Source organism: Bacterioplanoides sp., from assembly GCF_965226395.1.
In the GTDB taxonomy this organism is placed as follows: domain Bacteria; phylum Pseudomonadota; class Gammaproteobacteria; order Pseudomonadales; family Oceanobacteraceae; genus Bacterioplanoides.
In genome coordinates, this window is record NZ_OZ245358.1 from 855,188 (window position 1) to 880,000 (window position 24,813).

The window sequence follows — 24,813 nt, forward strand, 5'->3', positions numbered from 1 at the left end:
TTAGCGGATAATACCGCGATCACCGGCCTGAATACTGGCAAGGAGTACATTAACGGCTTCATCCTGCTGAGCAACAGGTGCTAATTGTTCTAACGCTTCCTTCAGCGTCAGGCCCTGACGATACAGAGTTTTATAAGCCGCGCGCAGGTGGTTAATGCTGTCTTTACTGAAGCCACGACGCTTCAGTCCTTCAACGTTAATACCGTGTGGCTTCACCGGGTATCCCTGGGTCATTAAATACGCCGGAATATCTTTTAACACCACACTGCCGGTACCACACATAGAATGTGCACCGATATGGCAGAACTGATGCACCTGGGTCGCTCCGCCTAGAATAGCGTAGTCGCCAATTTTTACGTGGCCGGCAATATTAGTGTCGTTCGCCAGAATACAGTGATCACCAATCACCGCATCATGCGCAACGTGAACATTCACCATAAACAGGTTGTTGCTGCCAACCTGAGTATGACCAGCATCCTGTACCGTACCACGATGGAAGGTACAGGCTTCACGAATCACATTATTATCACCGATGGCTAAGGTGGTTGGTTCACCGGCGTATTTTTTGTCCTGACATTCTTCACCAATGCTGGCGAACTGGAAAATTTTATTGTTTTTTCCGATTTTGGTTGGCCCGCGCACAATTACATGCGGGCCAATCACGGTGCCTTCACCAATTTCAACGTCAGGGCCAATTATCGAAAACGGGCCAATTTCAACGTTATCTGCAATAACAGCAGACGGGTCTACGATTGCTCGTGGGTCAATCATGCTTGCTCCAGCTGCCGTTCTGCACAGACGATATCTGCTGAACAAACGACTTTTTCATCGACAAGGGCGCGGCACGCAAATTTCCATATGCCACGGCGGTGGCTGATATGCCGGGCTTCCAGAATTACCTGATCACCAGGCACGATGGGCTGTTTAAAACGAACGTTGTCCGCACTGGCAAAGTAATACAGGGTATTTTCTGCATACTCTGGCCCCATCATGGTTAACCCGAGAATACCGGCCGACTGAGCCATGGCTTCCAGAGTTAACACACCGGGCATAATCGGGTGGCCCGGGAAATGGCCATTAAAAAAATCTTCATTAATGGTGACATTTTTTAAGGCGCGAATGGTTTCACCATCCTCGGCTTCTAAATTTACTTCTTTAACACGATCAACCAACAGGAACGGGTAACGATGTGGCAAAAATTCCTGAATTTGCTGAATGTTATACAGGGACATCAAACTTCACCTTTCTGGATTTTTTCTAACTGTTGCAGGCGTTTCGCCATGGAATCCAGTTGTCGGAAACGGGTGGCACTGCGGCGCCATTCTTTCATTGGCATTTGTGCAGTACCGGAGCCATAAGCGCCTTTTTCAGTGATGGATTTACTGATCAAAGCCATTGGTCCGATATGAACACCGTCGGTAATGTTCAGGTGCCCGGCCAGACCTGCGCCACCAGCTACCGTGCAATACTGCCCCACTGTGGTACTACCAGCGATGCCTGCACAGCCGGCAATGGCAGAGCCACGTCCGACACGCACGTTATGAGCAATCTGAACCAGGTTGTCGATAATTACATCATCTTCAATAACAGTATCATCGAGCGCACCACGGTCAACGGTGGTGTTTGCGCCGATTTCAACATCGTTACCAATACGAACACCGCCGAGCTGACAGATTTTGTGCCATTTCCCCTGATCCGGGGCAAAGCCAAATCCATCGGCACCAATCACGGCCCCTGAGTGAATAATCACCCGATCGCCCAGCACCACATTGTGATACAGAGTAACATTCGGGTTGAGCTGACAGTTTTCTCCAACCACACAATGATCAGACACCACGGTTGAGGCACCAATCTCACTGCCGGCACCAATCTGACAATGCTCGCCAATCACAGCATTAGCACCTACCGACACACCTTCAGCAATCACAGCGGTATCCGCTACGACGGCAGTCTCGTGTACACCGGCGGCAAATGCCGGACGGTTGTTAAACAGTTGGCTGGCCTGAGCAAAACTCAGATATGGATTGGCCGAGATCAGTGCACTGCCAACCACCAGCTCAGCCTGCGCTTCGCTGACGATCACGGCCGATGCCTGACTGTCTGCTAACTGACTCTGATAACTGGCGTTGGCCAGAAAGCTGACTTCACCGGCTTGCGCTTCTTTCAGCGTGTTCAGACCCGTGACCAGCGTATCCTGATCACCCACTAATGTCAGACCCAGTCGGGTCGCTAATTCACCCAGTGTTATCTTCATACCATGCATCCAATTATTGTTTGGCGTTCAGGCGTTCCAACAACAACTTAGTAATATCCGCTTTTGGCGACACATAGATCGCTGCACCGGATTGTAGCACCACATCATACTGGCCTTCGTCGATGATTGCTTTAAGCAACTTTTCAAGTTCAGGCAATTGTGCTTGGAAAAATTCTCTCTTCCATTTCTGATCCATTTGCTGCAGCTTCTTAGCGAAGAACTGAAGCTCAGATTTCTTCTCTTCGAACTCGTTAGACAGCTTACGACGCTCTTCATCGCTCATCACGTCGGCGTTTTTCTGTACCTGCTCCTGCATATTACGTAAAGCAGCTTCCAAGTCTTTTAACTTATCAATATCCGCTTTGTTCTCTTCTTTAAACTGCTTGTCGGCAGCTTCAGCGGCCTCGGATAAAAACAGTGCCCGCTCCATATCCACAACGGCAATCTTGCCGCCTTCTGCCATTGCCGTGTTCATCAGCAGCGTTGCTGCCATTGCTAAAATCCAGCGCATCCTCATGCTCCTTAATTGTTTTTTGTTAAACCGTTTGGTTGTGACTGATAAAGCGATTAAAACACCTGACCCAGAGAGAATTCAAAGCCTTCAGTGTCATCGTCTTCCTGATCATTCAGCGGAATCGAATAGGTAAAGGTTAATGGTCCGATGGCGGTGATCCAGGTTAAGCCCGCACCCACGCTGGTACGGATATCCGACAGATTAATGCCTTCATCACAATAAGGATGATCGGATAATTCCGGTACATCCGGGTCTTGTGGATCAAAACATTGATCAGTGAACACATTACCGGCATCGAAGAAGAACAGGCTGCGTACTGAGCTGCGATCTTCAATAAATGGCAGTGGGTAGATCAACTCAACGCTGGCTTCGGTCAGGATATTACCGCCCAGAGTACGTTCCTCTTCCAGGAACAGAGGCGCTTTAACCACCGTACCTGAGCTGTTGGTGGCAAAGACTGGGCGATACCGGTTTGGATTCGACAGGCTGACCGCTGCGCCATCGGCATCTGTGGTGTAAATCACGCCTGGAGCACTGCTGTCCACCAGCGGTCGGCCAAGATCATCCAGTTCAAACACCGGATTACCTGCCGAGTCGGTTTGCACCAGATCCACCGGGGTATAATCCGGCAGACCTTTAGGCCCTAAGCTGTTGGCACGATAGCCCCGTACCGAACCAATACCACCGGAACGGTAGTTTTTGAAGAAAGGCAGGGTGTCATCATCGCCATAACCATTGCCATAACCCAGTTCCGTACGCAGACGAATAGACCACTCATTGCTATTGCCAATCGGGAAATAGTAGTTGGCGTTATAGCCCAGCTTGTAATAGGTCAGGTCACTGCCAGGAACCGAAAGATCGGCAGAGATACGATGCTCAGTCCCTGCCGTTGGGAATAAGCCACGGTTGAGGTTGTTATAGCGCCAGTTCAGGCCCAGCGTATATTCATCAAAGTCGTCGCCTTCGCGTGCCACAAAGTCTTCAATTTCAGCCGGTACCGTTGTCCCCAGGAACATTTTGGTGTTGTCATAACCAACCGATAAAGACACTCGCTGACGGTGTGAAATCGGGTAACCAAAGGTCATGCTGCCGCCTTTCACGTTGGTCTGGAAATCACTTAACGTACCCAGCTCACTGAAATCGGTTTCACGGTGGAAAATGTTAAAGCCACGGCTCACCCCATCAATGGTGTAATAAGGGTTGGTGTAAGAGAAGTTGGCCGACTGCACTGTGCGGTTTTTCTGCAGGCTCAGGCTCATGCGGTTACCGGTACCGAGAAAGTTATTCTGGCTGATGCTGGTACCCAAAATCGCACCACTGCTGCCAGCATAACCGATATTGAAGTTCAGGCTGCCACTGAGCTGTTCTTCAACGTTGTAGTTCACGTCAATCAGGTCATCCGTGCCCGGAACGGCCGGAGTTTCAACATTAACGGTTTTAAAGAAGCCCAGCTGGTTGAGGCGGGTTTTACCGGAATCAATCTTATCGGTGGAGGCCCAGCCACCTTCCATCTGAACCATTTCCCGGCGCAGTACTTCGTCTTTGGTGCCCTGATTACCGGTGAAGTTAATACTACGAACGTAAGTACGCTTACCCGGCTCAACAAAGAAGGTCAGATCGACTTCTTTTTCGTCATCATAAATTTTGGGAATACCATCCACCTTAGCAAAGGTATAACCATCATTACCCAGTCGCTTACTCATCAGATCACTGCTGAACGTAACCCGCTGACGGGAAAAGGTATCGCCCGGTTTTAACAGATATAAACGGGTGAACTCTTCTTCATCCAATACCAGATCACCGGCCAGTTTTAACTCACGAATGCTGTAAACATCACCTTCGCTGACATTAATGGTGATATAAACACCGTCTTTATCCGGCGAAACCGATACCTGAGTGGATTCGATATTAAAGCGAATATAGCCACGGTCGAGATAATAAGAGCGTAACGTCTCCATATCTCCGGACAGTTTTTCACGGCTGTATTTATCGTCGCTGGCGTACCAGGACCAGAAGTTAGAGGTTTGTAATTCAAACTGCTTCAGCAGTTCTTCGTCTGAGTACACCTCATTACCAACAATATTGATGTGCTCAATGGTCGCTACATTACCTTCGTCGACCTTGATATTCAGCGCCACCCGGTTACGCGGCAGGCGTACCACTTCGGTTTCAATGCCCGCATCATAACGACCCTGACCAACATACTGACGCTCTAATTCAAGGGAAATTCGCTCCAGCGTCGAGCGTTTAAACACCAGGCCTTCGGCCAGACCAGATTGCTTCAGACCATCCAACAGCGCTTCGGTCTGGATCGCTTTGTTACCTTCAATTTCAATGCCGGTGATGGTTGGCAGCTCGACCAGCTTCACAATTAAGACATTGCCATCACGTAACAGCTCAACGTCATTAAACAACCCGGACTTAAATAAGCGTTTGGAAGCACTGACAAGACGAGTACTGTCGACCTGATCACCAACATTTATCGGGAAGCTTTCGAAAACGGTACCGGCCGACACCCGTTGCAGACCTTCCAGACGAATATCTTCAATTTTAAATGACTCAGCCTGAACCGCGGAGACAACACCTGACAGAGCAATAAACAGCGCAAACAACAGACAACGCATTAACACAGGATTCCAAAAGAGCCGTTTTTACAAACGGCTAATATCATTATAAAAAGCGACGGCCATCAGGCTGAACAATAACAGCATGCCTACCTTAATCGCCGCAATCTGAACCTTTTCCGGCAGCGGTTTTCCCGTCAACAGCTCGGCGCTGTAGAACAGGATATGACCACCATCCAACATGGGTACCGGTAACAAATTTAATACACCCAAAGACACACTCAGCAGCGCCAGAAAGCCAATAAAGCTCTCTAAACCACCCGACGCCGAAGAGCCCGCTACTTTAGCAATGGTAATAGGCCCACTCAAGTTCTTAACCGAGACATCGCCCTGAATCATCTTCCACAGTGACTCCAGAGTGAAGCCAATCAGACTGCCGGTTTTTTCAATCCCCAATGACAGCCCCTGAAAGATACCGGCCTGCGAGGTACGCAGCCAGTCAGCAGGCAGCTCAGGCACCTGAACACCTGCGCCAACAAAACCAATTACCTCACCATCATCCAACTCTTTGCGGGCAGGTGTCAGATTAATAGCTTGTTGCTGACCATCGCGATCAATCGTCAGTAACAGAGTTTGCTCCGGTGCTTGCTGAACCTGCTCAACCCAGTGATACCAGTCCGATACGGTTTCATTATCAATTGCCAGAATCGTATCGCCGGGCTTCAGTCCTGCTGCCTGAGCGCGACCATCATCAGCAATCTGTCCTAACTGAGCCGGAATATCCAAACGTCGCGGTTCGATGCCTAAACCACCGACCGGATCGGGTGCCTCACTGTCGGATAACCAGGCTGAAACCTGAACCTCCAGACGACGCTGCACACCTGAGTCTGATTGGACGATCATTGGAAAACTGGCATCTTCACCAATAAAGTTCACCAGCTGCCAGCTGACTTCCTGCCAACTGGTGGTCTCTTCACCGTCAATGGCAATAATTTCATCACCGCTGCGTAATCCGGCTAGCGCTGCTGGAGTATTGTCTTTGACCTCACCCACTACAGGCACCACACCCGTGGTACCGGCAACGAATAAAATCCAGTAAGCAACAATGGCAAATAAGAAGTTAGCTATCGGTCCTGCCGCGGCAATAGCAATACGCTGCCACGCCGATTTTTGGGTAAAAGCCTGATCCAGCAAGTGCTCAGGCACCGGGCCTTCGCGCTCATCGAGCATTTTGACGTAACCACCCAACGGGATCGGAGCGATGGCATATTCGGTATCGTGCTTATCTTTCCAGGAGAACAGTGGATTACCAAAGCCAACGGAGAAACGCAGCACTTTGACGCCACAGCGGCGCGCGACCCAGAAGTGGCCATATTCATGGATAACCACCAGCACACTGATGGCGATAATAAAATACAGCAGGGTCACAGGGATTCCTCGGTCATAAGCTGCTGAGCACAGTCGCGTGCCCAACGATCGGCATCCAACACGGTTTGCAACTGCTCAATATGCTGCACAGCATGACGTTTCATCACTTGTTCAATCAAGTCAGGGATGGCAATGAATGACAGTTCTTGGCGTAAAAAAGCGTCAACCGCCACTTCGTTAGCGGCGTTTAGCACAGCAGGCATGGTGCCACCGGCGGCAAAAGCCTCTTTCGCCAGACGTAAACACGGAAAGCTGGCTTCATCCGGCGGCATAAAGTCGAGTTGTGCAATTTCAAATAAATCGAGTGATTTCACCCCTGCGTCAATTCGTTCCGGCCAGGCCATACCATAAGCAATGGGGGTACGCATATCCGGTTGACCTAACTGAGCAATCACCGAACCATCGCAATACTGCACCATAGAATGAATCACACTCTGCGGATGTACCACCACCTGAACCTGTTCAGGCGCACAATGGAACAAGAAGCAGGCTTCAATCAGCTCCAGCCCTTTGTTCATCAGGGTGGCCGAATCAACAGAAATCTTAGCGCCCATTGACCAGTTAGGATGTGCCACCGCCTGCTCTGGTGTAACTGCCGTTAATTCATCACGGCTTTTGCCTCTGAATGGCCCGCCAGAGGCAGTCAGCAGAATCTTGTCGATGCCATGAGCACTGAGTTCACCAGAATATGACTCCGGCATACTTTGAAAGATGGCATTATGCTCACTATCAATCGGCAGCAGCTCAGCATTACCTTGCTCCACCGCCTGCATAAACAGCGGCCCTGCCATGACCAAGCTTTCTTTATTCGCCAGTAAGACACGTTTACCCGACTGTGCCGCCGCTAATGATGGCAGTAATCCGGCCGCGCCAACAATTGCAGCCATCACCTGATCAACATCGTCATGAGACGCAACCATCGCCAGCGCTTCATCGCCGCTCAGGATCTCGGTGGTGCAATCAGTGGGTAATTGGGTATTAAGCTGCTGTGCCGCCTGAGCATCGGCCATCACCGCATAGCGTGGTTGGAATTCGGCGATATCCGCCAGCATTTGTTCAACGCTGCGAGATGCCGTCAGAGCAAAAGCACGGTACTTGTCCGGATGGCGGCGAATCACATCCAGCGTGTTCTGGCCGATGGAGCCAGTGGCACCTAATACCGTAATGTTTTGAATGGAAGCCATCTGTCAGCCATTGTTCAGCCGTTCAGGCCCCAGTTAAAGATCAGCATACAGAAAGCAAAGACCGGCACCGCTGACGCCATACTGTCAATTCGGTCCAGCACACCACCGTGACCCGGTAACAGTTGAGAACTGTCTTTGATGCCACGGTGGCGCTTCATCATGCTTTCTACCAGGTCACCCAATACAGACACCACCGCAGTAATGACAGTAATCAGCAGCAGGGATATGGCAAACTGACTATCCACCGGCTGAACCTGATCATTGATATACGCCAGAAACGCCACAGCAACCAGCAGACTGGTGGCAAAACCGCCCCAGAATCCGGCCCAGGATTTGCCCGGGCTGACATTCGGTGCCAGCTTGGATTTACCCCACTGACGACCGGCAAAATACGCTCCGGTATCGGCCCCCCAGATAATCAGCATCAGATAAATAATCAGCAGTGAGCTATGCGCTTCCTGCTTCAGGTGCATAAATCCGACCCACATAGGAACCAGTACGCACAGGCCTAACAATGCCCGCACAGGCCGCGCATTCCATAACCCTGTGCCACCCGGGTACTGCTTCACTAACGCAAAAGCGACCACCCACCATAAGGTGCCGGCCGCCAGAAAATAGACTTTATAAGCTTCGTTTACCCGGAGAAAACGCGCTGTGGCGTATAAACACAAAAACATTACCAGAGCGTACAACACCCGGCTTCGGCTTTTGGTATAACCCGCAATATTGGCCCACTCCCACGCGCCGATCGTTGCAATGGCAGCAATAAACACAGCGAAAGGTTTCAGTGGCAAAAAGAAAATGCCAAAGATCATTAACGGGGCTAACACCAGGGCGGTGATGACACGAACCTTAGTCATCGGAAGCTTCCTTGAGCTGATCGTCAGTGCGGCCAAAGCGACGTGTACGCTCGGCAAAGGCAGCTAACGCTTTTTTGTATTCTTGTTCTTTAAAATCGGGCCACAAGGCATCAGAGAAGTAATATTCTGCATAAGCGGTTTGCCACAGCATAAAGTTACTGATGCGTTGTTCCCCACCGGTACGAATCATCAGATCCGGCGCCGGGAATTCGTTCAGCCAGGTGTATTGATGAAAAACATCTTCGTTGATATCGGTAACAGCTAAGCGCCCGGCCTGAACTTCTTCAGCGATCAGTTTTGACGCCTGCACAATATCCCACTGACCACCGTAGTTAGCGGCAATCACCAGCGTCATGGCGGTGTTGTCACGGGTTTTTTCCTGCGCTTCACGCACCAGATCCTGAATCTGATCGTTAAAGCCGGATAAGTCACCCATAACCACCAGGCGAATATTGTTTTTGTGCAGTTTTTTGACTTCACGTTGCAGTGCCGCCACAAACAGTTGCATCAAAGCACTGACTTCATTGGCAGGGCGGCGCCAGTTTTCACTACTGAAAGCAAACAGGGTTAAAACTTCCACCCCTTCTTTAGCCGAGGTTTCAACCACCGCACGCACCGCGTCGACACCGGCTTTATGCCCGGCCACACCCGGCATAAAGCGTTTTTTAGCCCAGCGGTTGTTGCCGTCCATAATAATGGCAACATGCTTAGGCACCTGACCCTGAGCGGCCAGGTTATCATCAATACTGGTAGACATAATAAAGAGTCGCCTGAGTTCCTACGGCTTAAACCTGCATCAGATCCTTTTCTTTATCCGCTAACAGTTTATCGACCTGAGCGATAAACTTATCTGTCAGCTTCTGAATCTGATCTTCGCCACCGCGCTGTTCATCTTCAGAGATCTCTTTTTCTTTCAGCAGATCTTTAATATCACCATTGGCATCGCGACGGATATTACGCACGGATACCCGGCCTTTTTCCGCTTCTGCGCGTGCTTGCTTGATGTACTCTTTACGGGTTTCTTCGGTCAGCGGGGGCATCGGGATACGAATCACATCACCGGAGGTCGCCGGGTTCAGGCCCAGATTGGCCTTCATGATGGCTTTTTCAATCGCCGGGATCATGTTCTTTTCCCACGGGTTGACCGCCAGGCTACGACCATCTTCAACAATGATATTCGCCACCTGAGCAATCGGGGTATCAGAGCCGTAGTAGTCAACCATCACACCATCCAGAATGGCTGGATTAGCACGACCGGTACGAACCTTTTTAAAAGCATCGACCATGGCTGCAACACTTTTGGTCATCCGTGCTTCAGCATCTTGTTTGATTTCGTTAATCATGCGTTTTGTTCCTCACTCACAATCAGCGTACCGTCATTGCCGCCGGTCATTAATCGCGCCAGTACACCGGTTTCATTCATATCGTAAACACGCAGCGGCATGTTGTGGTCACGCGCCAGACAAATAGCGGTTAAATCCATCACACCCAGTTGTTTTTCCAACACTTCCTGATAGGTCAGGCAGTCATATTTTTCGGCCGTTGGATCTTTTTTCGGGTCGGCAGTATACACACCATCGACATTGGTTGCCTTTAAAACCAGATCGGCATTGATTTCGATACCACGCAAACAGGCCGCTGAATCGGTAGTAAAGAATGGGTTACCGGTACCGGCTGAGAAAATCACCACATCACCAGAGTCCAGTGCACGAATAGCACTACGACGGTCGTAATGATCCACCACACCACTCATTGGAATCGCCGACATGACACGGGTTGGCATATTGGCGCGCTCCAGCGCATCACGCATTGCCAGCGCATTCATTACCGTTGCCAGCATACCCATATGGTCGCCCGCCACACGATCAAGACCGGCTTCGCTTAAGGCTTTACCACGGAACAGGTTACCGCCACCAATCACGATCCCTACCTGGACACCAATGCCCTTCAGCTGGCCAATCTCCAGCGCCATGCGGTCCAGAACTTTTGGATCAATACCAAAGTCCATCTCACCCATCAGGGCTTCACCGCTGAGTTTCAGCAAAATGCGTTTGTATTTAGGGCTTTTCTGTTCGGCCATACAGAAGTTCTCCAAGTCAGGCAGGTAGTCAATGAGTCGATTTTTAACGCCATCACGGCATATAAACAGCGTCCGCTGCTTATCATAAAGCGTTGAATATTCAGTGTATATTCAAGACACAAATATGCCGGGACAAGCCCGGCATAGGATTGCATCACTGTTGTGATATCAACAGTACACTGACATCAGTGATGCATAACGGTTATTAGCCGTTCAGCTGTGCAGCAACTTCCGCAGCGAAGTCAACTTCTTCAACTTCGATACCTTCGCCCACTTCGATACGAACGAAAGAAACAACCTCTGCACCTTCAGCTTTAGCCAGCTGAGCGATAGATTGGTCTGGGTTCTTAACGAAAGGCTGTTCCAGCAGGCTGTTTTCTTTCAGGAACTTCTTGATACGGCCGCCCATCATCTTCTCAACGATTTCAGCTGGCTTGCCTTCCATATCAGGCTGCGCCTTGATGATGTCTTTTTCTTTCTCCAGATCTTCTTGTGGCATATCTTCTGGAGCCAGAACGCGTGGGTTAACCGCAGTTACGTGCATTGCGATGTCTTTAGCAACGTCTGCATTGCCGCCTTTCAGCTCAACAATGGCAGCGATTTTGCCGTTTGCGTGAACGTAAGCACCAACAGTTTCGCCTTCAACCAGGAACGCACGACGAACCGTGATGTTTTCACCGATTTTCTGAACCAGTGCCATACGATCTTCTTCCAGCTCACCTTCGGTCAGCTTGGCAACGTCAGTTTCTTTGGTTTCAGCCAGTTTTGCAGCAACTTTGTCAGCAAAACCACCGAAGTTTGCATCGCCAGCAGCGAAGTCAGTTTCAGAGTTAACTTCAACGGCAACCATACCGCCTTCAGTTGCAACAACGCGTACTTTACCTTCAGCCGCAGTACGACCCGCTTTCTTAGCCGCTTTCAGACCAGAGTTTTTACGCAGATCTTCGATCGCTTTATCGATATCACCGTCGTTAGCGGTCAGTGCTTTTTTACACTCCAGCATGCCCAGGCCAGTACGCTCACGCAGCTCTTTTACTAATGCAGCAGAAATTGCCATATCAAATTCCTCTAAAAATTTTGTGCAAATTTTTTATTCAAAAACCGTTTATCCAAAAAAAGGGGGCAAGCCCCCTTTTTCGATCGAGCCGTTAAGCTTATTCAGCCGCGTCTGCTGCTGGCGCTTCTTCAGCTACTTCAACAAATTCGCTTGCTGGAGCACCGTTAGCTTGCTTACCGTCCAGAACTGCATCAGCCATTGCGGTTGCATAGATCTGAATTGCACGGATCGCATCGTCGTTACCTGGGATAACGTAGTCGATACCATCTGGGTTAGAGTTAGTATCAACAACACCAACAACCGGGATACCCAGCTTGTTCGCTTCCTGAATAGCGATACGCTCGTGGTCAACGTCGATCACGAATACCAGATCAGGCAGACCGCCCATCTCTTTGATACCACCGATGGAACGCTCTAACTTTTCCATCTCACGGGTACGCATCAGCGCTTCTTTTTTAGTCAGCTGCTCAAAAGTACCGTCGTTTTGTTGCGCTTCAAGGTCACGCAGACGCTTGATAGATTGACGGATAGTTTTGTAGTTAGTCAGCATACCGCCTAACCAACGGTGAGCAACGAACGGCATACCTGCACGCTCAGCTTGCTCTTTCATGATTTTACCTGCTGCGCGCTTAGTACCAACAAACAGAACTTTGTTGTTTTTAGCAGCCAGGCCTTCAACCAGGTTCAGTGCTTCGTTCAGAGCCGGAACAGTGTGCTCCAGGTTGATGATATGAATCTTGTTGCGAGCACCAAAGATGTACTTACCCATTTTAGGGTTCCAGTAACGAGTTTGGTGACCAAAGTGTACACCTGCTTTCAGCAGGTCACGCATGCTTACTTGTGCCATGATATTTACCTTATAACTTGGGTTAGGCCTCCACGTACCCATCTTGCCGACCCGCTTCATAATTATGATTAAGGCACCCCGGCAACACGTTGTGATACGTGTGTGTTTTTAATATTCCTGGATGCAATGACATCTCAGGGCGAAATTCGCGGGCGCTTTATACCATTTTCAGAGGGCAAAAACCAGAAGCTCACAGGATAATTATGCCTCTTTATCTGATCAGCAGGTTCTGCGATGCTGATGCTATCGGAGAAAGGTACGCACAAGGAATATCAATTTGTATAGCATCACGTTACAGATTACACTTAAACCATGATTGTCAGTTTTCAACATAAGGGCCTCAAAGCCTTCTATGAAACGGGCAATACAAAAGGCATCCAAGCAAAACACGCAAAGAAACTTCGCGAGATACTGACATTGCTTGATGTCGCTTCATCATCGCAAGACCTTCAGTTTCACTGGCTAAAGCTTCATCGCCTGAGCGGTCAGCTTGAAGGCTATTATTCGGTATGGGTCAATGGTAATTGGCGCATCACGTTTCGGTTTATTAGCGATGATGTAGAACTGGTAAATTATGTTGATTACCACTGAGGTATTCCTATGATGCACAACCCCGCTCCCCCAAGTGATATTCTCAAAAACGAAATTGAACACTTAAAGTTAACCGTGACCGAGGCTGCTAAGCGACTTGGAATGTCTCGCGCTGCCCTATCCAGAGTGTTAAACGGAAGAGCCTCGATCAGTACCGACCTTGCTATCCGCCTAGAAACAGCCGGGCTAAGTACGGCCAAAACCTGGCTGACGATGCAGCTAAACTATGATCTGGCCAATGCACAAAAAACAAAACAGCCGGAAGTACAGCCGTTGTCAGTATGAGCCTTCCTTGCTGTTGGCATCAGACCGATGAACTGCTGGACGCTCTGTTGCTTGATCCAGATACCATTAACAATTAAGAACACTCTGTTCAGCCACCCGCCGCCGATTGGAATCATTTGCCCAACCCCATTACAATACTGACCAACCTATTCCTTAACGATCCAACCGGAGCAATTCCACGGCTATGAACGTCACCATTAAAACTGCCGAAGAAATCGAAAAAATGCGCATTGCTGGCCGTCTGGCGGCAGAAGCTCTGGAAATGATCGGTGAGTACGTCAAACCCGGTATCAGCACCGGCGAGCTGGATCGTATTTGCCATGATTACATCGTGAATGAGCAGCAGGCGATTCCGGCCCCACTGAATTACCGTGGATTTCCAAAATCGATCTGCACCTCGGTCAACCATGTGATCTGCCATGGTATTCCCAGCGATGACAAGCTGCTGAAAAAAGGCGATATCATCAATATCGACATTACCGTGATCAAAGATGGTTACCACGGTGATACCAGCAAGATGTTTCACGTTGGTGAGCCACTGGCTCCGAATAAACGCCTGGTAGATATCACTCAGGAATGCTTGTACATGGGCATTGAAATGGTGAAGCCAGGCACTCGCTTAGGCGATATTGGTGCCGCCATTCAGAAACATGCCGAGAAAAACCACTATTCCGTGGTACGTGAATATTGTGGTCATGGTATTGGTAAAGAATTCCATGAAGACCCACAGGTTTTGCATTACGGTAAAGCCGGTACTGGCTTTGAGTTAAAAGAAGGCATGACCTTCACCATTGAGCCGATGATCAATCAGGGCACACGCTTTAATAAGTTATTAAAAGACGAATGGACGGTGGTTACCAAAGACCGCAAGCTGTCTGCCCAGTGGGAACATACCATCCTGGTGACTGCCGATGGTTATGAAGTATTGACCAAGCGCAAAGAAGAAACTCTGTTCTGGTAATACCCTGTTCCATGTCTGATTCAAAACCACAGGTTACTCACATGGATGTTGCTGCAACTCAGCTGATGCATATTGATTCACAACAGCTTATGGAGCAGCTGGCAGGATCGCCGTCGCCACTGCCGGTGGTAAAACCACTGCTGGCTGAGCTGCTCGAAAATGCCCATCAGTATTTTCGCCAGACGCTGGATGCCGACATTCTGGTGCCTCATCGCGCCCAACAAATCGACGTGATCCTGAATTGCTTATGGCAGCACCAGCACTTACACCACGATGGCCTGGCATTGGTTGCCGTGGGTGGTTACGGCCGCGGGGAATTGCATCCTCATTCCGATATTGATGTGCTGTTGCTGTGTGCTGATGAAGACGCCATCAATAACAATGCAGAGAGCCTGCAGGCATTTATCACCCTGCTTTGGGATCTGAAACTGGATATCGGCCACAGCGTTCGTACGCTGCAAGAGTGCTCCGACGAAGCGGCTAAAGACCTGACCATCATCACCAATATGATGGAAAGTCGTTTATTAGCCGGCGATAACAGCTTACTTGAGCAACTGCACCAGCGTACCCGGGTCGATCAGCTCTGGCCTGCCGACGCATTTTTTAATGCAAAATGGCAGGAAATTCAGGAGCGTCACAAAAAGCACAAAAGCTCTGAATACAATCTGGAGCCTAATGTCAAAAACTCACCGGGCGCTCTGCGTGACATCCAGACCATCAGCTGGGTCACCATGCGCCACTTCAGCAAAGGCAGCCTGCAAGCACTGGAAGACAATGGCTTTCTGACTGAGTTTGAACACCAGCGCCTGGCGTTAAGCATGCAGTTTTTATGGCGTACCCGTTATGCCCTGCACATGGTTGCCGGACGTGAAGAAGACCGCTTACTGTTTGATTTACAGCGTGATGTCGCCGATGTCTTAGGGTTTGAAGACGACAACCGTCAGCTGGGCGTTGAAAAGTTTATGTCCCAGTTCTATCGCAACCAGTTAGCAACACTGGAGCTGGCCGATTTATTACTGCTGCACTTTAACGACGACTTTGTGAAATGTGGTGAGCTGGGCGACATCATCCCGCTTAACGAACATTTCTTTTTGTGCAACGGCTACCTGCAGCTGAATGACCTGGAATTATTTGCCCGTGAGCCTTCCTGGCTGCTGCGGGTATTTAACCTGATGGCACAACAACCCGATGCCAAAGGTATCCACACCAACACCATCCGTGCCTTACGTGAGCATCGCCATCTGATTGATGAAAGTTTCCGTACCAACCCGGAACATAACCGCTTATTTATGACGTTAGTTCGCAACAAAGAGTGTGTTGTACGCGAACTGTCACGCATGATGCGCTATGGCATTCTGGGGCGCTATATTCCGGAATTTGGCCAGGTCATTGGCATGATGCAACACGACCTGTTCCATATTTATACCGTCGATGAGCATAGCCTGCGTATGGTGCGAATGCTGCGCCAGTTCCGCTTTGGTGAAGATATTCGCGAACGCTTCCCGGTTGCCTCACGCCTGATTCACCGGGTACAAAAGAAAGAACTGCTATACCTGACGGCCTTATTACACGACACCGGCAAAAGCACTGAAGGCGATCATTGTATTAATGGCGGCGACATTGCCCGCCATTTCTGCCGTCAGCACAACTTACGCCCCACCGACAGTCATATCGTCGCCTGGCTGATCGAGAATCACTTGCTGATGAGTCATGCCTCACAGCGCCTCGATCTCAACAATCCAGAAGATATTCATCAGTTTGCGCTGGAAGTGGGCGATCAGCATCATCTGGAAATGCTGTACCTGATTTCGGTAGCGGATTTATTCACCACCAACCCTAAATTGTGGACCAGCTGGCGTGCAGAACAAATGCGGCAGTTGTATCACAACACCAAAGCGGCGTTACGCCGTGGCTTAGCAAACCCGAAAAACAAAGACGATGTGATCAGTGAAATCCAGCAGGATGTTTACGATCGCCTGAGTGCTCAGGGGTTATCCGATGAGCGTATTCAGCAGCTGGTTGGCGAACCCGGAGACGATTATTTTCTGCGCGAAGGGGCTGACAATATCGTCTGGCATTGCAGTGAAATCCACCAACATGGTAACAGCAATAAGCCACTGGTTTCGATTCGCCAGACTTGTGATAACGAGTTTGAAGGGGCCACTCAGATCTTTGTTTTTATGAAAGATCAGCCCAACCTGTTTGCGGTGACCACAGCCACCCTAGACCAGCTCAACCTGAATATTCAGGATGCCCGCATCATGACCTCAGAAGGCGAACAGAACGCGGTCGATACCTACATCGTACTGGATGAAAACAACCAGCCTATTGAAGATCAGCAACGCCTTGAAACCATCCGCGCCACATTAGAAGAAGCCCTGTCGCAACCGGATGAGTTCACCACCATCATCATGCGTCGCACGCCACGTATGCTGAAGCAATTTGAAGTGGAAACTCATGTCACCATGAGCAATGACCCCATGATGCAGCGCACCGTGTTAGAAATAACCGCCGCTGACCGCCCAGGATTACTGGCACGTATGGGAGCAATTTTTGCCGAATTCGGAGCACAGATGCAGGGAGCAAAAATCCTGACGGAAGGCGAGAAGGTATCGGATATTTTTTATATCGTTGATGAAATGGGCAACCCGTTCTCGGATGTGGAGCGTTGTGAAGATCTGCAGGAAGCCATCCTTATGGGGCTGGATGAGCAGGTCGAAGCGCAATCGGCTGTTTAACCCCCCAAGCCATATAACATCAACTTATGGCACTAACAATAAACAACCTTCTATGGCATCCCTGCCATAGAAGGTTTTTCTTTGTTAACACCCGATGCTGTAGCTCTGCTTTTCTATTTTTTGCGTTTGATTGGCGCAAAACCTTCAGTATCCATCAGATTAGATGGCTTAGCATCAGTCTTAGGTCTGGAAGGGCGCGGCCCTGCTTTCTTCTTAGCAGAGGGTCCTTTCTTCGCTTTTTTTGCCGCCACTTTGCGATCCGCTGGTTTCAGCTTTTTCTTACCACCGGCTTTGCCTGAAGCTTTCAGGTTTTTCGGGCCGCGGTATTTGCCTTTCAACTCTTTAATTTCGCGTTCTTCCATGTTTTGCTGAAGGTAACGCTCAATTCCGGCTTTCAGGTTCCACTCGTTAGGAGCAATCAGGCTTACGGCCAAACCCGCCCGGCCAGCACGCCCGGTTCGGCCAATACGGTGAACGTACTCGTCACCCTTACGCGCCAGATCATAGTTAATCACCAGATCCATACCTTCAACGTCCAGACCTCTTGCTGCCACATCGGTGGCTACCAGAACATTGCGCTTACCCTGACGCAGTGACTGCATCACGTAGTTGCGCTCATCCTGAGTCATTTCGCCGTGCAGGCTGGCAAGATCGTCACGATGACGTCGCAGGAATTCAAATAAGCGCTCCACTTCATCGCGCTTATTCACAAAGATAATGGCTTTATCGAATTTTTCATTGGATAACAGCCAGGTGACCAAACGGTCTTTATGGGCGTTATCGTCCGCCAGAATACGCTGCTGAATGATATAGGAGTGACGATCCTGAATGCTGCTGGTGGTAATTTCTTCAGCATCGTTGAGCATCGCTTTGGCAATACGACCAACACCTTCATGGCGCAGCGTGGCCGACAACATAAAGGTCTGGCGCTCAGTCTTACAGCGGCCCACAATCATGTTCATATCTTCGGCAAAGCCCATATCCAGCATACGATCCGCTTCATCCAGTACCAGAAACTCCAGATCGCCTAACTCTGCTGTATCACGCTTCAGGTGATCCACTAAGCGTCCTGGCGTCGCCACAATGATCTCCGGGTTCTTACGCAGGATTGAAGCCTGATATTTGAATTCCTCACCACCGGTAAGAGAGCCTACCTCAAGTCGCGTCAGCTCGGTAAACACCTTACAGGTTTTAAACACCTGCTTAGCCAGTTCGCGGGTAGGCACCAGAATTAAGGCACGTGTTGCTGAGTTCGGCGCATCCTGATCGAGCATTTTCTGCATGATCGGCAGCAGGTAGGCCAGGGTTTTACCTGAGCCGGTTTCGGCACACACCTGCATGTCTTTACCAGCCATCGCCAATGGCAATACTTCCTGCTGAACATCCGTTGGTTCAGTGATGTTCAGCTTTTCAAGACCCAGCGCCAAACGCTGATTAAATTCGATATTTGCAAACAAGGGAGAAACTCTCGATAGAAACTGCCTGCAGTATACCAGTCATCCCTGCCGCTCGCCCGAACAAACCGTGACAGCGTATCTGCAATTTATTACGATGGTTCCAATACAATAACAATAATGGTACTCATCATGGTTCTTGCTACGCGCCTGCTTGTACTCTCCTGTCTGTTGATCACGGCTTTTACTCAGGCCGACGAGTTTGCCGACCCAGCTATGGATTTTGAGTGGCAAGCTTTCCCGTACGATACACAAGCGTATACCTACACCAGAGAACAGCTGCAGGAAAACTGGTTCTGGCTGACCCGGGCAACCGACTATCCGTTTCCGGATGCGTCTTACTTGAAGCCTCTGTTGGAACGTAATGCTGGCCTTAAGCTGGCAACCCCGCCGTTCGAATCATTGGATCAGCTGGCGGCCGATCTGCAACAAGCCTGGATTGCCTTTTTTAAGGGGGATTTTCAGAGTGCAGCACAACAGGGCTATAAACTCGGTCCCCTCGGGCACGGGGTCGCATTCTATGCTCAGGCAACGTACGGTTTGCGACTGGAAGACAATAAAGAAAAACGTCATGCACTCTGGCAAAACATTATCGAACGCCACCGCCAACACGCAGAATTAACTCAACACGATATTATGGCGCGCTATTTTGCCTTTTACGCCATGGCACGCCTGAGCGAAGAGATTTCCGCTCCAGTGGTATTAAGCCGGGGCTATATGGATACCATGAGTGAAGAACTGAATGCCATGATCCGGGCAGAACCATATAACGTGTTTGTGCTCGCGGCCAAAGGCTCCATGGATGCCGGCATTGTGCGGAAAATGGGGCGTTTTATGGGGCGCATGGCTTACGGTGCTGATGACGAAGTGGTTGAAAACTATTATCAGGCAGCATTGGCGCAGAACCGGCAAATCGCCAATGTTCACCTCGAAGCGGCACAAAGCTTTCTTTATATTCACAAGAAGAAAGCACTCGACCGGGCGCTTGAGCAGATGCGCATTGCCGCCGGTATTAAGCCCATTTCAGCGATGGAACGACTCGACAGCTTCCATGCCAAAACTCTGTTAAAAGAATTAGAAGCTATCAAAGCCAAAAACGGTGTTGGTCTGCGCGATTATATTAAGCGCGGAACAGAGTCGGGCAAAACCTACTATTTATAAAACTGTCCAAATCCAGGGCAAGACCATGCCCTGAGTATGGGCATAGCAAATCAATCATGCCCAAACACATGACATCGCTTTCTCCAATATTGAGTTAATAAGCGGCTATACCGGCAGAGCCGCCCAGCATCTTATTGATATTATTGTGTTTTCAATAAAAGCTGATCTGTTGGCCAGCTTGTTGCTAATCCTGTCTGGTACTCAATGTAACCAACAGGAACAGACCATGAAAACACCGCTTGTGAAACTGAAACATTTATTAGCAAGCTCAGTGCTGGCCTTAGGAATCAATGCAACCCAGGCTGACGATCCATTAAAAGCAGGTTTTGTTTATGTCGGCCCCGTCAGTGACTATGGCTGGTCGTACGAACATGACCGTGCCCGCCTGGAGGTGGAAAAACACTTTAACGGTTCAGTCACCACATCCTATGTCGAAAAAGTGCCTGAAGGTGCGGATGCCGAACGTGTTATTCGCCAAATGGCTCAAAACGGTACGGATGTTATCTTTACTACCTCGTTTGGCTTTATGAACCCAACCGCTAAGGTCGCCAAACGTTTTCCCGACGTTGTGTTTGAGCATGCCACCGGCTACAAGCGCGATAAGAACCTTTCAACCTATGTGTTACGCACTTATGAAGGCCGCTGGGTATCCGGTATCGCCGCAGGCATGATGACCAAAACCAACACCATTGGCTACATCGCCTCTTTCCCGATCCCGGAAGTGATTCGTGACATCAACTCCGTTTATATGGCGGCGAAATCGGTTAACCCGGATGTACAGATTAAAATCATGTGGGTCAGCACTTGGTATGACCCGGTAAAAGAAAGTGAAGCGGCCAATGTGCTGATGGATCAGGGAGCCGACATCCTGATTCAGCACACCGACTCGCCGGCTCCGTTAATCGCGGCCGAGAAACGGGGTGTGAAAGGTATTGGCCAGGCATCAGATATGAGCAAATTTGCTCCGAACGCCCATATGTTTTCCATTCGTGATGACTGGGCACCTCACTACATCAGTGTGATCGAAAATGTCAAAGCTGGTAGCTGGAAATCACAAGACTTCTGGGGTGGCTTTGGCGCTGACATGTTATCCATTGCTTCAATGAACGATAACCTGCCAGAAGCGGTACAAGCAGCCGTGTGGAAAAGTTACCAGGAGATCAAATCCGGTTCGTTTAAACCGTTCACCGGTCCCATCAAAAACAACAAAGGCGAGCTGGTTGTCGCCGATGGTCATTCACTCACCGACGAAGAACTGGCTACCGTGAACTGGTACGTTGAAGGTATCGACGACACCATTCCACAATAACTTCTGAACGCCGGGCTCGGCTCAGCCCGGCTCTCTTCTTATTTGTTTTAAAGAGTTTACTATGAGCAGTATCCCAGTTATTGATATCACCCCCCTTTATTCTTCAGATCGGAACGATTGGCAAGAAACTATTCAACAAATTGATCATGCCTGTCGCCATATTGGCTTTTTTGCCATTCAGGGATTTGCTATCAGTCCAACACAAATGCAATCCATGTTTGCGTTAAGCCGGGCTTTCTTTGAACAGCCAACAGCCGTTAAACAACGCATAGATATCGCTAACAGTCAGAATCACCGAGGCTGGGGAAGTCAGGGGGCCGAACAACTTGACCCGGATTCGCCATCCGACTGGAAAGAAACTTTTGATATGGCGCTGGATATTCATCCAGAACATCCAATCGTCACCCAATGTCCGTCCTTGTATGGCCCGAATCAATACGGGGAACTGGCAGGCTTTCAGCAGGCTGTTAATCAGCATTATGGCCTGCTGCTCGATATTGCTAAGCGCCTGCTGCGAGCCATGGCATTAGCGTTAAATCTTGAAGAAGCTTACTTTACCCGATATTTCGAAAGTGAACATATCTCGGTATTCAGAATGATTCACTACCCACCTCGCCCGGCCGAACAGCAAATCGATGACAACAGTATGGCCGCTGGTGCTCACACCGATTACGGCTGTATCACCTTATTAGCCCAAGACAATATTGGCGGCTTACAGGTACAAACCAAAGAAGGAGAATGGCTCGACGTTGCCCCACTCGAAAACACATTAATTGTGAATATCGGCGATTTAATGCAGCGCTGGACCAATGATCATTATCGCTCAACCGCTCATCGGGTTCGGAATTTAAAACCCGGCATTCATCGTTATTCCATGCCGTTTTTTGTTGAGCCCAGATTTGATACGCCGGTCGAAACAATCACCAGCTGTATTACCGAGGATACACCACAACAATACGACAGCGTGACCAGTGGAGATTGGATTTTATCGCGCTTTGCAGCGACGTATGAATATCGTCAGGAATGAATTTAACGAAAATATAAAACGAGAAAAGCCCTGACCATTTACATGATCAGGGCTTTTAAATAAGAGCTTGACGATGACCTACTCTCACATGGGGAAGCCCCACACTACCATCGGCGATACTGCGTTTCACTTCTGAGTTCGGAATGGATTCAGGTGGTTCCACAGCTCTATTGTCGTCAAGCAAAGCTTGTTGCGTCGTGATTGTCTTACGCGTTCTGCAATCATTCAGCTAATAGGTTGGATACATGAGTATTTTGATTCTCTTGCGAACCTTGCGGTGCTTATATTCTTTGGCTTGTTAACACCACCAAGTTTGGGTGTTATATGGTCAAGCCTCACGGGCAATTAGTACAAGTTAGCTCAACGCCTCACAACGCTTACACACCTTGCCTATCAACCAGGTAGTCTTCCTGGGCCCTTTAGGGAGCTCGAAGCTCCAGTGAGATCTCATCTTGAAGGGGGCTTCCCGCTTAGATGCTTTCAGCGGTTATCCTGTCCGAACGTAGCTACCGGGCAATGCCATTGGCATGACAACCCGAACACCAGAGGTTCGTCCACTCCGGTCCTCTCGTACTAGGAGCAGCTCTTCTCAAATCTCAAACGCCCACGGCAGATAGGGACCGAACTGTCTCACGACGTTCTAAACCCAGCTCGCGTACCACTTTAAATGGCGAACAGCCATACCCTTGGGACCGGCTTCAGCCCCAGGATGTGATGAGCCGACATCGAGGTGCCAAACACCGCCGTCGATGTGAACTCTTGGGCGGTATCAGCCTGTTATCCCCGGAGTACCTTTTATCCGTTGAGCGATGGCCCTTCCATACAGAACCACCGGATCACTATGACCTACTTTCGTACCTGCTCGACGTGTCTGTCTCGCAGTTAAGCCGGCTTATGCCATTGCACTAACCTCCTGATGTCCGACCAGGATTAGCCGACCTTCGTGCTCCTCCGTTACTCTTTGGGAGGAGACCGCCCCAGTCAAACTACCCACCACACAGTGTCCTCGATCCAGATAATGGACCTGAGTTAGAACCCCAAATTGACCAGGCTGGTATTTCAAGATTGGCTCCACGCTAACTGGCGTTAACGCTTCAAAGCCTCCCAGCTATCCTACACAAGACAATTCAAAGTTCACTGTGAAGCTATAGTAAAGGTTCACGGGGTCTTTCCGTCTAGCCGCGGGAACGCAGCATCTTAACTGCGAATTCAATTTCACTGAGTCTCGGGTGGAGACAGTGTGGCCGTCGTTACGCCATTCGTGCAGGTCGGAACTTACCCGACAAGGAATTTCGCTACCTTAGGACCGTTATAGTTACGGCCGCCGTTTACCGGGGCTTCGATCAAGAGCTTCGCCGAAGCTAACCCCATCAATTAACCTTCCGGCACCGGGCAGGCGTCACACCCTATACGTCCACTTTCGTGTTTGCAGAGTGCTGTGTTTTTAATAAACAGTCGCAGCCACCTGGTATCTTCGACCGGCCAGAGCTTACGGAGCAAGTCCTTCACCCTAGCCGGCGCACCTTCTCCCGAAGTTACGGTGCCATTTTGCCTAGTTCCTTCACCCGAGTTCTCTCAAGCGCCTTGGTATTCTCTACCTACCCACCTGTGTCGGTTTAGAGTACGGTTTCTTTGTAGCTGAAGCTTAGAGGATTTTCCTGGAAGCATGGCATCGACCACTTCGGACTCCGTAGAGTCACCGTCATCACGTCTCGGCATTGAAGACCCGGATTTGCCTAAGTCTTCTGCCTACCAGCTTAAACACGGACAACCAACGCCGTGCTGGCCTAGCCTTCTCCGTCCCCCCATCGCACTACAAACAAGTACAGGAATATTAACCTGTTTCCCATCGACTACGCTTCTCAGCCTCGCCTTAGGGGCCGACTAACCCTGCCCCGATTAACGTTGGACAGGAACCCTTGGGTTTCCGGCGGGGGAGTTTTTCACTCCCCTTATCGTTACTCATGTCAGCATTCGCACTTCTGATACCTCCAGCCTGGTTCACACCTTGACCTTCAACGGCTTACAGAACGCTCCTCTACCATGCACAAAGTGCATCCGTAGCTTCGGTGTACAGTTTGAGCCCCGTTATATCTTCCGCGCAGGCCGACTCGACTAGTGAGCTATTACGCTTTCTTTAAAGGGTGGCTGCTTCTAAGCCAACCTCCTAGCTGTTTTAGCCTTCCCACATCGTTTCCCACTTAACTGTAACTTTGGGACCTTAGCTGACGGTCTGGGTTGTTTCCCTTTCCACGACGGACGTTAGCACCCGCCGTGTGTCTCCCGTGATTGAACTCATGGGTATTCGGAGTTTGCAAAGGGTTGGTAAGTCGGGATGACCCCCTAGCCTTAACAGTGCTCTACCCCCCATGGTTAGACACGAGGCACTACCTAAATAGTTTTCGAGGAGAACCAGCTATCTCCGGGCTTGATTAGCCTTTCACTCCTATCCACAGGTCATCCCCTGGCTTTTCAACGACAGTGGGTTCGGTCCTCCAG

The 24,813-nt window shown here is 49.7% G+C and carries 21 protein-coding genes and 2 rRNA genes (1 of these 23 running past the window's edge); 7 read left to right on the plus strand and 16 right to left on the minus strand.

Annotated elements, in window-relative coordinates; all coding sequences use genetic code 11:
* The 13 genes from lpxA to rpsB all read right to left on the minus strand — a co-directional run bounded on the left by lpxA (position 1) and on the right by rpsB (position 12,788).
* Positions 1-771 carry an acyl-ACP--UDP-N-acetylglucosamine O-acyltransferase gene (gene lpxA / locus ACO05E_RS03930; RefSeq protein ID WP_419811690.1) on the minus strand — a complete coding sequence of 257 codons (771 nt, stop codon included), beginning with the start codon at positions 769-771 and terminating at the stop codon, positions 1-3.
* Positions 768-1,232, minus strand: a complete 465-nt coding sequence (gene fabZ, locus ACO05E_RS03935; RefSeq protein ID WP_419811691.1) for a 3-hydroxyacyl-ACP dehydratase FabZ — start codon at positions 1,230-1,232, stop codon at positions 768-770. The genes lpxA and fabZ overlap by 4 nt, the downstream gene beginning before the upstream one ends.
* Positions 1,232-2,254: a UDP-3-O-(3-hydroxymyristoyl)glucosamine N-acyltransferase gene (gene lpxD, locus ACO05E_RS03940; RefSeq protein ID WP_419811692.1), complete on the minus strand. Its 1,023-nt coding sequence runs from the start codon at positions 2,252-2,254 to the stop codon at positions 1,232-1,234. Before lpxD ends, fabZ begins: the two co-directional genes overlap by 1 nt.
* A 13-nt stretch (positions 2,255-2,267) precedes the next feature.
* Positions 2,268-2,765 (minus strand): OmpH family outer membrane protein, encoded by a 498-nt coding sequence (locus ACO05E_RS03945; protein ID WP_419811693.1) that lies wholly within the window; start codon positions 2,763-2,765, stop codon positions 2,268-2,270.
* 56 nt (positions 2,766-2,821) lie between these two features.
* Positions 2,822-5,392, minus strand: coding sequence for an outer membrane protein assembly factor BamA (bamA, locus tag ACO05E_RS03950; RefSeq protein WP_419811694.1), 2,571 nt, complete (start codon positions 5,390-5,392; stop codon positions 2,822-2,824).
* Positions 5,393-5,419: 27 nt separating this feature from the next.
* On the minus strand, positions 5,420-6,760 hold the full coding sequence (rseP, locus tag ACO05E_RS03955; protein WP_419811695.1) for an RIP metalloprotease RseP: 1,341 nt from the start codon (positions 6,758-6,760) through the stop codon (positions 5,420-5,422).
* Positions 6,757-7,944 carry a 1-deoxy-D-xylulose-5-phosphate reductoisomerase gene (gene ispC / locus ACO05E_RS03960; protein WP_419811696.1) on the minus strand — a complete coding sequence of 396 codons (1,188 nt, stop codon included), beginning with the start codon at positions 7,942-7,944 and terminating at the stop codon, positions 6,757-6,759. Before ispC ends, rseP begins: the two co-directional genes overlap by 4 nt.
* A gap of 14 nt (positions 7,945-7,958) precedes the next feature.
* Positions 7,959-8,804, minus strand: coding sequence for a phosphatidate cytidylyltransferase (locus ACO05E_RS03965; RefSeq protein ID WP_419811697.1), 846 nt, complete (start codon positions 8,802-8,804; stop codon positions 7,959-7,961).
* Positions 8,797-9,561: an isoprenyl transferase gene (locus ACO05E_RS03970; protein WP_419811698.1), complete on the minus strand. Its 765-nt coding sequence runs from the start codon at positions 9,559-9,561 to the stop codon at positions 8,797-8,799. The genes ACO05E_RS03965 and ACO05E_RS03970 overlap by 8 nt, the downstream gene beginning before the upstream one ends.
* Positions 9,562-9,589: 28 nt before the next feature.
* Positions 9,590-10,147 (minus strand): ribosome recycling factor, encoded by a 558-nt coding sequence (gene frr / locus ACO05E_RS03975; protein WP_255859031.1) that lies wholly within the window; start codon positions 10,145-10,147, stop codon positions 9,590-9,592.
* Positions 10,144-10,884 (minus strand): UMP kinase, encoded by a 741-nt coding sequence (pyrH, locus tag ACO05E_RS03980; protein ID WP_419811699.1) that lies wholly within the window; start codon positions 10,882-10,884, stop codon positions 10,144-10,146. Before pyrH ends, frr begins: the two co-directional genes overlap by 4 nt.
* Positions 10,885-11,089: 205 nt before the next feature.
* The gene (gene tsf / locus ACO05E_RS03985) at positions 11,090-11,941 is read right to left on the minus strand and encodes a translation elongation factor Ts (RefSeq protein ID WP_255859029.1); all 852 of its coding nucleotides are present in this window, start codon (positions 11,939-11,941) and stop codon (positions 11,090-11,092) included.
* A 97-nt stretch (positions 11,942-12,038) separates the two neighbouring features.
* Positions 12,039-12,788 (minus strand): 30S ribosomal protein S2, encoded by a 750-nt coding sequence (rpsB, locus tag ACO05E_RS03990; protein ID WP_419811700.1) that lies wholly within the window; start codon positions 12,786-12,788, stop codon positions 12,039-12,041.
* Positions 12,789-13,100: 312 nt separating this feature from the next.
* Here rpsB and ACO05E_RS03995 point away from each other — a divergent pair, with 312 nt between their 5' ends.
* From ACO05E_RS03995 to glnD, 4 genes are all read left to right on the plus strand, one after another.
* Positions 13,101-13,379: a type II toxin-antitoxin system RelE/ParE family toxin gene (locus ACO05E_RS03995; RefSeq protein ID WP_419811701.1), complete on the plus strand. Its 279-nt coding sequence runs from the start codon at positions 13,101-13,103 to the stop codon at positions 13,377-13,379.
* Positions 13,380-13,388: 9 nt separating this feature from the next.
* Positions 13,389-13,664, plus strand: a complete 276-nt coding sequence (locus ACO05E_RS04000; RefSeq protein WP_419811702.1) for a HigA family addiction module antitoxin — start codon at positions 13,389-13,391, stop codon at positions 13,662-13,664.
* A 184-nt stretch (positions 13,665-13,848) separates the two neighbouring features.
* Positions 13,849-14,625, plus strand: coding sequence for a type I methionyl aminopeptidase (gene map, locus ACO05E_RS04005; protein ID WP_419811703.1), 777 nt, complete (start codon positions 13,849-13,851; stop codon positions 14,623-14,625).
* Between the two features lie 41 nt (positions 14,626-14,666).
* Positions 14,667-17,363 carry a [protein-PII] uridylyltransferase gene (glnD, locus tag ACO05E_RS04010; RefSeq protein WP_419811704.1) on the plus strand — a complete coding sequence of 899 codons (2,697 nt, stop codon included), beginning with the start codon at positions 14,667-14,669 and terminating at the stop codon, positions 17,361-17,363.
* Between the two features lie 113 nt (positions 17,364-17,476).
* Here glnD and ACO05E_RS04015 read toward each other — a convergent pair whose 3' ends face one another.
* Positions 17,477-18,820, minus strand: a complete 1,344-nt coding sequence (locus tag ACO05E_RS04015; RefSeq protein WP_419811705.1) for a DEAD/DEAH box helicase — start codon at positions 18,818-18,820, stop codon at positions 17,477-17,479.
* A gap of 129 nt (positions 18,821-18,949) precedes the next feature.
* Here ACO05E_RS04015 and ACO05E_RS04020 point away from each other — a divergent pair, with 129 nt between their 5' ends.
* The 3 genes from ACO05E_RS04020 to ACO05E_RS04030 all read left to right on the plus strand — a co-directional run bounded on the left by ACO05E_RS04020 (position 18,950) and on the right by ACO05E_RS04030 (position 22,314).
* Complete coding sequence (locus ACO05E_RS04020; protein WP_419811706.1) at positions 18,950-19,978, plus strand: hypothetical protein; 1,029 nt, start codon at positions 18,950-18,952, stop codon at positions 19,976-19,978.
* Positions 19,979-20,204: 226 nt separating this feature from the next.
* Positions 20,205-21,287, plus strand: a complete 1,083-nt coding sequence (locus ACO05E_RS04025; RefSeq protein ID WP_419811707.1) for a BMP family ABC transporter substrate-binding protein — start codon at positions 20,205-20,207, stop codon at positions 21,285-21,287.
* 61 nt (positions 21,288-21,348) lie between these two features.
* On the plus strand, positions 21,349-22,314 hold the full coding sequence (locus ACO05E_RS04030; protein ID WP_419811708.1) for an isopenicillin N synthase family dioxygenase: 966 nt from the start codon (positions 21,349-21,351) through the stop codon (positions 22,312-22,314).
* 65 nt (positions 22,315-22,379) lie between these two features.
* Here ACO05E_RS04030 and rrf read toward each other — a convergent pair.
* Positions 22,380-22,495 (minus strand): 5S ribosomal RNA (rrf, locus tag ACO05E_RS04035).
* Positions 22,496-22,638: 143 nt separating this feature from the next.
* Positions 22,639-24,813: ribosomal RNA gene (locus ACO05E_RS04040) — 23S ribosomal RNA — on the minus strand; it runs 713 nt beyond the window's last position.